The 10,252-nt window shown below is 66.7% G+C and carries 7 protein-coding genes; 5 read left to right on the top strand and 2 right to left on the bottom strand.

The genetic code is table 11. The annotated features are described in order from the left end of the window. Positions 1-32 precede the first annotated feature (32 nt). Positions 33-1,706, bottom strand: a complete 1,674-nt coding sequence (gene ettA, locus AC1DY7_RS28725; protein WP_477497160.1) for an energy-dependent translational throttle protein EttA — start codon at positions 1,704-1,706, stop codon at positions 33-35. A gap of 67 nt (positions 1,707-1,773) precedes the next feature. After that, a complete protein-coding gene (locus AC1DY7_RS28720; protein ID WP_477497159.1) occupies positions 1,774-2,220 on the bottom strand; it encodes a single-stranded DNA-binding protein in 447 nt (148 codons plus the stop codon). Between the two features lie 170 nt (positions 2,221-2,390). Between AC1DY7_RS28720 and atzF the strand changes: the two genes are divergently transcribed. From atzF to pknB, 5 genes are all read left to right on the top strand, one after another. Continuing rightward, positions 2,391-4,010 carry an allophanate hydrolase gene (atzF, locus tag AC1DY7_RS28715; RefSeq protein ID WP_477497158.1) on the top strand — a complete coding sequence of 540 codons (1,620 nt, stop codon included), beginning with the start codon at positions 2,391-2,393 and terminating at the stop codon, positions 4,008-4,010. Between the two features lie 120 nt (positions 4,011-4,130). Next, positions 4,131-4,616, top strand: coding sequence for a MarR family winged helix-turn-helix transcriptional regulator (locus tag AC1DY7_RS28710; protein WP_477497157.1), 486 nt, complete (start codon positions 4,131-4,133; stop codon positions 4,614-4,616). Positions 4,617-4,676: 60 nt separating this feature from the next. After that, positions 4,677-5,117 carry an MmpS family transport accessory protein gene (locus tag AC1DY7_RS28705; protein ID WP_477497156.1) on the top strand — a complete coding sequence of 147 codons (441 nt, stop codon included), beginning with the start codon at positions 4,677-4,679 and terminating at the stop codon, positions 5,115-5,117. 61 nt (positions 5,118-5,178) lie between these two features. Next, entirely contained in the window at positions 5,179-8,082 is a 2,904-nt protein-coding gene (locus tag AC1DY7_RS28700; protein ID WP_477497155.1) for an MMPL/RND family transporter, read from the top strand. Between the two features lie 98 nt (positions 8,083-8,180). After that, entirely contained in the window at positions 8,181-10,025 is a 1,845-nt protein-coding gene (gene pknB / locus AC1DY7_RS28695) for a Stk1 family PASTA domain-containing Ser/Thr kinase (RefSeq protein ID WP_477497154.1), read from the top strand. The last annotated feature ends 227 nt before the right edge of the window (positions 10,026-10,252 follow it).

Genomic DNA, 10,252 nt, shown 5'->3' with positions numbered 1-10,252 from the left:
CCCGCTCGGCGCTGTGGCCCTGCACCGCCGGATCAGTCGCGCGTGAGTCTGCGGTGCGTGACCCGGTGCGGGCGAGCCGCATCGGCGCCCAGTCGCTGGACCTTGTTCTCCTCGTAGGCGCCGAAGTTGCCTTCGAACCAGTACCACTTGGCCTCGTTGTCGTCGTCGCCTTCCCACGCCAGGATGTGGGTGCAGGTGCGGTCCAGGAACCAGCGATCGTGGGAGATCACCACGGCGCAGCCCGGGAAGCTCTCCAGCGCGTTCTCCAGCGAGCTCAACGTCTCGACATCCAGGTCGTTGGTCGGCTCGTCGAGCAGGATCAGGTTGCCGCCCTCTTTCAGCGTCAGCGCGAGGTTGAGGCGGTTGCGCTCACCGCCGGACAGCACGCCCGCGGGCTTCTGCTGATCGGGGCCCTTGAACCCGAACGCCGATACGTACGCCCGCGACGGAATCTCGTTCTGGCCGACCTCGATGTAGTCCAGCCCGTCAGAGACCACCTGCCAGACGTTCTTCTTCGGGTCGATGCCGGCGCGGCTCTGGTCCACGTAGCTGAGCTTCACCGTCTCGCCGACCTTGACCTCGCCGCTGTCCGCCTGTTCCAGGCCGACGATGGTCTTGAACAGTGTCGTCTTACCGACGCCGTTGGGTCCGATGACGCCGACGATGCCGTTACGCGGCAAGGTGAAGGACAGATCCTTGATCAGGATGCGGCCGTCGAAGCCCTTGTCCAGATGGTCGACCTCGACCACCAGGTTGCCCAGTCGCGGCGGCGCCGGGATCTGGATCTCCTCGAAGTCGAGCTTGCGCGTCTTCTCCGCCTCGGCGGCCATCTCCTCGTAGCGTCCCAGGCGGGCCTTGTTCTTGGCCTGCCGGGCCTTGGCGCCCGAGCGCACCCAGGCGAGCTCTTCCTTCAGGCGGCGCTGCAGCTTCTGGTCCTTCTTGCCCTGCACCTCGAGGCGCTCGGCCTTCTTCTCCAGATAGGTGGAGTAGTTGCCCTCATACGGGTAGGCACGGCCGCGGTCGAGCTCGAGGATCCACTCGGCCACGTTGTCCAGGAAGTACCGGTCGTGGGTGACGGCCAGGATGGCGCCCTTGTAGGCGGCGAGGTGCTGCTCCAGCCACAGCACGCTCTCGGCGTCGAGGTGGTTGGTGGGCTCGTCGAGCAGCAGCAGATCGGGTTTGGACAGCAGCAGCTTGCACAGCGCGACGCGGCGCTTCTCACCACCGGACAGGTGGGTCACCGGGTCGTCCGGCGGCGGGCAGCGCAATGCGTCCATGGCCTGCTCGAGCTGGGAGTCGATATCCCACGCGTCGGCGGCGTCCAGCTCCTCCTGCAGCTGGCCCATCTCGTCCATGAGCTCGTCGGTGTAGTCCGTCGCCATCAGTTCGGCGACCTCGTTGTACCGGTTGAGCTTGGCCTTGACGGCGACGCCCGCCTCGACGTTCTCCCGGACGGTCTTCGTCTCGTCGAGCTGCGGCTCCTGCATGAGGATGCCCACCGACGCACCGGGCGCCAGGAAGGCGTCGCCGTTGTTGGCCTGGTCGATCCCGGCCATGATCTTCAGGACGCTCGACTTACCGGCCCCATTGGGGCCGACGACGCCGATCTTCGCGCCGGGAAGGAAGTTCAGGGTGACGTCGTCAAGGATGACCTTGTCGCCGTGCGCCTTGCGGACCTTCCGCATCGTGTAGATGAATTCGGCCATTGCCTCGTCGTGCCTTTCGTCCGCAAGAAGTCTCGCGGACCCATCCTAGGCAACGAGGGATGCGCCGCTACGCCGAGATCGACAGCTCCTCCGGCTCATCGGTGTGTTCGGCGCTCTGGTCAGCGTCGGGCCCGGTGGTCGCCACCGGTTCGGAGGCCGGCCGGGTCCTGTCGAGCTTCATCCGGCAGCGCGTCAGATCCGGACCCACCGACGTGGCGCGCACCTCGGTCGTGGACCGGCGGTTGCCTTCCTTGTCCTCGTATTCGTTGGTGAAGATGTGCCCCACGACGACCACCGGGTCGCCTTTGTACAGCACGCCGACCACCCCGTCGGCGACCTTTCCCCAGCAGTTGACGGTGAGGTAGAGCGAGTTCCCTGCTTCCCAGGTGCCCTCGGCGGTGCGCCGGCGTGAGTTGCTGGCCACCCGGAACCGGGTGAAGTCCTGCTCGCCGACGCGGCGCGGGACGGGGTCGGTGATCACGGTGCCGACCACGGAAAAGGGTGTCTCGAACATGGCGTTGCCTTTCGTCATTTCTCCGGTGCCGGCAGTTGATGTGTGCGAAAGCCGGCCTGTGCATCCATTGAGCCGACCGCCACCGACAGGACGCCACGCGCCGCCGCGACCGGAGCCACGCCTGTGGATCAATCGGGCACTGTGGATAACCGGGCCCTAGGGTTTGGCCCATGACTGTGTGGATCAGCCGACGACCCGATGCCGATATCGATGCCGATCTGGCCGCCAGCCGGGCGGCGGGCGGATCGCTGGCCGGGGTGCGACTGGCGGTCAAGGACAACGTCGACGCCGCCGGGCTGCCGACCACCGCGGGCTGCCCCCAGTTCGCCTATCAGCCCGGGTCCGACGCCCCGGCGGTCGCGGCCCTGCGCGCGGCCGGCGCCGTGGTGATCGGCAAGACCAACCTGGACCAGTTCGCCACAGGCCTGGTCGGAACGCGCTCGCCGTACGGCGCCGTGTCCGACTCCCGCCGGCCCGCCTACATCAGCGGGGGGTCGAGTTCGGGTTCCGCGGTGGCGGTCGCCTCAGGCGTGGCCGATATCGCGATCGGCACCGACACCGCAGGTTCGGGCCGGGTCCCGGCCGGCTTGCAGGGCATCGTCGGCATCAAACCGACCCTCGGGGTGATCAGCACCGACGGTGTCATACCTGCATGCGAATCCTATGACTGTGTCACGATTTTCGCCCGCGACCTGGCGCAGGCCAACACGGCGATGGCGGCCATGGCCGCCGCCGGGGACCGCGCGTGGCCGGCCGACACCCGCCTGTCCGCGCCGCCGAATCCCGTTGTCGCCGTGCCGTCGACGCTGCCTGGACTCGACCAGACATGGCAGGCCGCGTTCGAGGCCGCGGTGGGCACTCTGGAGAAAGCCGGTGTGCGCGTCGTCCGCGTCGACATCGATCCGTTCCTGGCGGCCGCCCGGTTGCTGTACAACGGTGCGCTGGTGTCCGAAAGGTACGCCGCGGTGGGCGAATTCATCGATGCCAATCCCGGCGCCGACATCGATCCGACGGTGGCGCGCATCGTCACCGGGGCCCGGGACATCCCGGCGCACCGACTGGTCGCCGACCGCCGCGAGGTGGCCCGGCTGCGCGGGGTGGCGATGTCCGCCCTGGAGGGCGTGGATGCGCTGCTGGTGCCGACCGCGCCCCTGCACCCCACCCTGGACGAGGTGGCCACGGACCCGATCGGGGTGAACTCGGCGATGGGCACCTACACCAACTTCTGCAACCTCTTCGATCTGTGTGGTGTCGCGGTGCCCACCGGCACCGCGGGCGAGGCGCAGTTCGGGGTCACCGTGCTGGCGCGCGCCTTCGATGATGCCGTCGCCATGGATATCGCGGCCATCGCCGCAGATGCCGAAGCACCGCAACAGGTTTGGCCGCTGGCCGTGGCCGACCACACCGAACTCGTGGTGTTCGGCGCACACCTGCGCGGCGGCCCGCTGGTGTCACAGCTGACCGATCTGGGCGCCCGCTGGGACGGTGAGCTGACGACCGCGCCGAGGTACCGGATGACGGTGCTCCCGACGACCCCGCCCAAGCCGGCCATCACCCGCGTCGCCGAAGGCAGCGACGGCGCCGCGCTGCTGGGGCACCGGTGGCTGCTCTCCCCCGCCGCGCTGGGCCGCTTCCTGGCCGCGCTGCCCGCACCCATGCAGCTGGGCAAGGTCGAATTCAGCGACGGGACGTGGCGCACCGCATTCGCCGCGGACGCCTCCGCGGCGACGGGTGCAGACATCAGCGGTTACGGAAGCTGGCCCGCCGCCATCGCCGCCGGTGCGGTGTAACCGCATCTACATCACACAAAGCATCCAATCACCCCTCATTCGAGAGCATTGACAGCAAACTGACAGCTCGAACCTGTGCTTCAGCTATCGATTAGATAAGCTTCGTGATATAGATACCTGGTGACTCCGCGACCGTCCGACGATTTCGCGCGCGAGTGCATCGGCAACATGCTCGACGATGCGACAGATCTGACCGCACGCTTCTTGTCCGATCGCGCCGAACTGAGCACGTCGGCGGCGTACGCGATCAATCGGGTGTCCCGGGAAGGGCCGATCCGGCTCACCGCCCTGGCCGCCAAAGAAGGCGTGAGCCAGCCGTCGATGACGCAGCTGATGCAGCGCCTGGAACGTGCCGATCTGGTGGCCCGGGTCGCCGACCCCGATGACGGCCGCGCCTGCCTGATCGGAATCACAGAGCAAGGTCAGGCGTTGCTCGACAATCGGAGGCGCACGCGCCGGGAGCGGCTGCGCGAGTTGTTGGCGACGTTGACGCCCGAAGAGGAACGCGCCTTGTCCCTGGCCGCCAGTGTCGCCGGCCCGATCCTGACCCGGTTGGCCGCCGATGCGGACGACGCAGACGGAACGGATGACGCCGTGCGCGGCTGAGTCGACGGGCACATGTGTTTTGCGGTCGAGACGACCGATTGATCTCTGAAAGAGGTTGGGGTGCAGAAAATTCGAGTCGGCCGCTGGCTGAAAAAAGCGTGGATCCCATTGGTCCTCATCGTGGTGCTGGCCGTTTCGGGTCTGGTGGTCTCGCGGCTGCACAAGATGTTCGCCTCCGAGGACCTGAACGCCAACGCCGGCGCAGGCATCGAGATCGTCCAGTTCAATCCCAAGGTTCTGGTCTACGACGTGTACGGCGCAGCGGGTGACACCGCGCAGATCAGCTATTTCGACCCAGATGCCAAGGTGCACTCGGTGACCGCGACGCTGCCGTGGTCGATCACCTTGTCGACCACGTTGCCGACGGTCAGCGCCAGCCTGATGGCGCGTGCCGAGGGCCAACAGATCGGCTGCCGGGTCACCGTGAATGGAACCGTTCGTGAGGAGCAAACAGCCGATGGTGTCGACGCCCAGACCTACTGCCTGGTGAAGTCCGCATGAGCGACGCTTGCGGAGCGAATCAACGACCGACATGCGGGATCCGAGCCTGCGAGGAGACCGCATGACCCACGCAACCGCCACCGCCGAGCCGGCAGGCACCCAGAAGCACCCCGTCCTCCCGCACGCGATCCGCATCCTCGCGGTGCCGATCGTGCTGGCCTGGCTGGCCATCGCCGTACTGGTGAATGTCATCGCCCCGCAGCTCGAGGTCGTCGGCGAATTGCACTCGGCGCCAATGACACCGGATGATGCGCCGTCGGTGATCGCCATGAAGCGGATGGGCGACAACTTCAAGGAATTCAATTCCAACGCGACGGTGATGGTCGTCATCGAAGGCGACAAACCGCTGGGTCCCGACGCCCACGACTACTACAACGAGATCATCAAGAAGCTCGAGGAGAACCCCGAGCACATCCAGCACATCCAGGATTTCTGGGGCGACACCCTGACCGCTGCCGGCGCCCAGAGCGCCGACGGCAAGGCGTCCTACGTGATGCTGAACCTGGCGGGCGAGCAGGGCCAGACCCTGGCCAACGAAGGCGTCGAAGCCGTCCGCAAGGCCATCGAGGAGACCAAGGCGCCGCCGGGCGTCAAGGCCTACGTCGCCGGTCCCGCGGCCCTGACCAACGACATGCACGTCATCGGCAACGCCAGCCTGGGACAGATCACGCTGTACACGCTGATCGCGATCGCCGGCATGCTGCTGGTCGTCTACCGATCGATCAAAACCACACTGGTGCAGCTGTTCTTGACCTTCATCGGGCTGCTGACCGCGCGCGGCGTCATCTCGGTGCTGGCCATGCAGGATGTGTTCGGGCTGACCACGTTCGCCGGCAACATCCTGACCATGCTGGCGATCGCGGCCGCCACCGACTACGGCATCTTCATCTTCGGCCGCTATCGCGAGGCCCGCGGGATGGGTGAGGATCGCGACAGCGCCTACTACACGACGTTCAAATCGGTCGCTCCGGTCATCGTCGGCTCGGGCCTGACGATCGCGGGTGCGACGTACTGCCTGAGCTTTTCGCGGCTGCCCTACTTCAGCACCATGGGCGCCCCGGTGGCGATCGGCATGGTCGTGGTGGTGGCCTCGGCCGTCACCCTGGGCCCCGCGGTGTTGTTCCTCGGCAGCCGGGCCGGCTGGTACGAGTCGAAACGTCCTCCGCAGAGCCGTTTCTGGCGTCGTGTCGGCACGGCCGTGGTGCGCTGGCCGGCGCCCGTCCTGGTGGCCAGCCTGTTCGTCGTGCTGATCGGCATCGTGGCGATCCCCGGCTACAAGGCGGCCTACAACGACCGCTACTTCCTGCCCGACGACGCGCCGGTCAACATCGGGTTCGCCGCCGCGGACCGGCATTTCTCGCAGGCCCGGATGAATCCCGACATCCTGATGGTCGAGTCCGAGCACGACATGCGCAACCCCGCCGACATGCTGGTGCTCAACGCCGTGGCGCGCAACGTCATGCACACCGAGGGCATCGCCATGGTGCAGAACATCACCCGGCCGCTGGGAATCCCCATCCAGCACAGCTCGATTCCGTTCCAGACCAGTGTGCAGGGCCAGACCAGCAACATGAACCTGCCGTTCCAGCGGCAGCAGCTGGCCGACCAGCTCAAGACCATCGATGCGACGAATACGTCCATCTCGATCTTGGAGCAGCAGTACCAACTATCCCTGCAGCAGACCAAGTTGACGTTGGACTCGGCGGCCAAGTCGCAGGAGCTGCTGAAGGTCACCGAGCAACTGCGCGACAACATCGCCAACTTCGACGACCAGTTCCGGCCCATCCGTAACTACTTCTACTGGGAGCCGCACTGCTTCGACATCCCGATGTGCGCGGCCCTTCGGTCCGTCTTCGATTCCCTGGACTCGATCGACGAGGTGACCGACAAGACCGGGGCCGTTCAGGTCAACACCGACCAACTGGCCGACCTCGCGCCGAAACTGACGGCGCTGCTTCCGCAGACCATCGCGTCGATGAAGACCAGCAGGGACCTGTCGCTGGCGTCGTACAACTCGCAGAAGGCCCTGCTCGACCAGATGGAGGCGACCAACAACACCGCCCTGGCGATGGGGCAGAGCTTCGACGAGGCGAAGAACGACGACCTGTTCTTCCTGCCGCCCGAGGCGTTCCAGAACCCGGACTTCGAGCGCGGTCTGAAGATGTTCCTGTCGCCCGACGGCAAGTCGGCGCGCATGTTCATCACCCACGAGACCGATCCGGCCACACCGGAAGGGATCGCGCGGGTCAGCTCCGAGCGCAAGGCCGCGCAAGAGGCGCTGAAGATGTCGTCGTTGTCGGACGCCAAGATCTATCTGGGTGGGGTGGCCGCCACCTATAAGGACATGGCCGACGGCGCGCGTTACGACCTGATGATCGCCGTCGTGTCCGCCTTGACGCTGATCTTCATGATCATGCTGATCCTGACCAGGAGTGCGGTGGCCGCACTGGTCATCGTCGCCACCGCGGGCAGCTCGATCGCCGCCTCGTTCGGCATCTCGGTGCTGATCTGGCAGAACCTGCTCGGGATCCACGTGCACTGGCTGGTCATGCTGATGTCGGTCATCATCCTGCTGGCGGTCGGTGCCGACTACAACCTGCTGCTGGTGTCCCGGTTCCGCGAGGAGATCCACGCCGGGCTCAAGACCGGCATCATCCGGTCGATGGCAGGCACCGGTGGCGTGGTGACCTCGGCGGGTCTGGTGTTCGCGGCCACCATGGCGGCGATGCTGGGCAGCCAGTTGGTGGTGCTCGCCCAGATGGGTTCGACGATCGCGATCGGCCTGCTGGTGGACACGTTGATCGTGCGGTCGCTGCTGATGCCGTCCATCGCCACGCTGCTGGGCCGGTGGTTCTGGTGGCCGCAGGTGGTCTATCCGCGCGGTGACTACCAGTTCCTGCCGCCGCAGCCCAAGCGCCCGCCGACCAGCGACGCAGACACCGAGGCGCTGCCCGCACAGGCGTAGCGCAGCAGGTAGGGCGGGTCCGACGGCTTTTCCGCAAGGGTGTCGGGCCCGCCGCTTCCAGGTTGAGAGATGATCAATGGCGTGGGATGTACTTCGCGATGACGGTGCCGCAACAGCTGACCGACCGCTACGAGCTGGGCGAGATCCTGGGCTTCGGTGGCATGTCGGAGGTGCACCGGGCGCGTGACGTCCGGCTGCACCGCGAGGTCGCGATCAAGATCCTGCGCGCCGACCTGGTCCGCGACCCGAGCTTCTATCAGCGGTTCCGCCGGGAGGCCAAGCACACCGCCGCGCTGAACCACCCGTCGATCGTGGCGGTGTACGACACCGGTGAGGCTCAGACGCCCAACGGGAAACTGCCGTTCCTGGTGATGGAGTACGTCGAGGGGCTGACCGTCGGCAAGTTGATCCAGCGGCACGGCGCGATGCCCCCGCAGCGCGCCATCTCGATCATCGGTGACGTGTGCACGGCGCTCGAGTTCAGCCACGGCCGCGGCATCGTGCACCGCGACATCAAGCCCGCCAACATCATGATCACCCCCACGGGCACCGTGAAGGTGATGGATTTCGGCATCGCGCATGCCATGAACGCCACCACCGGGGACCGCCTCACCGCGACGTCCGCAGTGGTGGGCACCGCGCAGTACTTCTCCCCCGAGCAGGCCCGCGGCCAGGACGTCGACGCCCGCACCGACGTGTACTCACTGGGCTGTGTCCTGTACGAAATGCTCACCGGTCAAGCACTGTTCACCGGTGACACCCCACTGGCCGTGGCATACCAGCACGTCCGGGAACGGCCGATCCCGCCGTCGCAGCGACATGCGGGCATCTCCCCCGAACTCGACGCGGTGGTGCTCAAGGCTCTGGCCAAGAAACCCGAGAAGCGCTACCAGAGCGCCGCGGAACTGCACGCCGATCTCATCCGGGTCAGCACCGGGAACGCACCCGAGGCGCCGGCGCAGCAGCCCGACGACGTCGACGAAGCCCCGACGGCCCGTGATCCGCAGCACCCGCACACCCTGCAGTTGCCCGTCCAGCAGCCCCGCAACACGTCGCGGCGCTGGCTCATCGGCGGCGCCCTCGCGGCCGTCATCGTGCTGGTGATCGCCGGGGTGTTCATCGTGGGCACCATGAGCCGGGTCCAGGTGCCCGACGTGCACGGGCTGACCCGCCAAGACGCCCTGACCCAGCTGCAGGACCGCGGCCTGTCCCCACACGTCGACACCAACCCCGACGGCTCCGTCGAGGCCGGCCGGGTGATCGGCACCGATCCCGCGGCCGGGGACTCCGTCTCCTCCGGCGGCGACGTCACCGTGAACGTGTCGACCGGGCCCGAGCAGCGCCGCATCCCGGACGTCGCCACGCTGAGTTACGACGACGCGGTACAGACATTGCACGACGCCGGATTCGACAACGTGCGGCGGATGCCGCAGGCTTCCAAGGCCGCCGAGTTGGACAAGGTCGTCGGGACCATGCCTGCCGCACAACAGGATTCGGCCACCAGCAACGAGATCGTCATCCTCGTCGGCTCCGGACCGTCCGCACGGCAACTTCCCGACGTCACCGGGCAGACAGTGCAGCAGGCCACCCAGAACCTGGGCATCGCGGGGTTCACCACCATCCTTCAGGCGGACACCGACGGCACGTTGCCCGCGGGTCAGGTTGCTCTCACCGACCCGCCCGCCGGCACGTCGATGGATTCCGACGCGCCAGTCACCCTGAAGGTCTCCCGCGGGAATCAGCTCGAGATGCCCGACCTACGGGGACTGTTCTACGGCGACGCGCTGCAGCAGCTGCAGTCCCTCGGCTTCACCGGGAACTTCCAGAAAGGTCCCGACGTCGACGCGGGCGGGCAGAGCCGCGCCAAGGTGGTGCAGCAGGACCCGGCGCCCAAGACCGGGGTGAATCGTGACGGCACCGTCACGGTGAACTACGGATCCTGAGCACTCACCGGCATTTACATAGGCAGACACATACAACCTGCCAATTCGCTGGGAACACCCGCCACGCGCGTAAATAACGCCTGCAGTGGGTTTTTCGCCGACCGCAGGCACCCCGGCGACACGTGACCGGCCGACGGTTTGGACTCTCTCATCGTTACCCTATATAACTATTAATGTTTAAAGGGCCTGCGCAGCGGCAATATTCACTGGCAGGGACCCACCGTGGT

This window comes from Mycobacterium sp. P2_H7 (genome assembly GCF_056403275.1).
This window is presented reverse-complemented; position numbering and strand designations above follow the sequence as displayed.

Excerpts from the sequence above, each read along its gene's own strand:
- AC1DY7_RS28720 (WP_477497159.1), bottom strand. The coding sequence starts at position 2,220 with ATGTTCGAGACACCCTTTTCCGTGGTCGGCACCGTGATCACCGACCCC.
- ettA (WP_477497160.1), bottom strand. The coding sequence starts at position 1,706 with ATGGCCGAATTCATCTACACGATGCGGAAGGTCCGCAAGGCGCACGGC.
- AC1DY7_RS28700 (WP_477497155.1), top strand. The coding sequence starts at position 5,179 with ATGACCCACGCAACCGCCACCGCCGAGCCGGCAGGCACCCAGAAGCAC.
- pknB (WP_477497154.1), top strand. The coding sequence starts at position 8,181 with ATGACGGTGCCGCAACAGCTGACCGACCGCTACGAGCTGGGCGAGATC.
- atzF (WP_477497158.1), top strand. The coding sequence starts at position 2,391 with ATGACTGTGTGGATCAGCCGACGACCCGATGCCGATATCGATGCCGAT.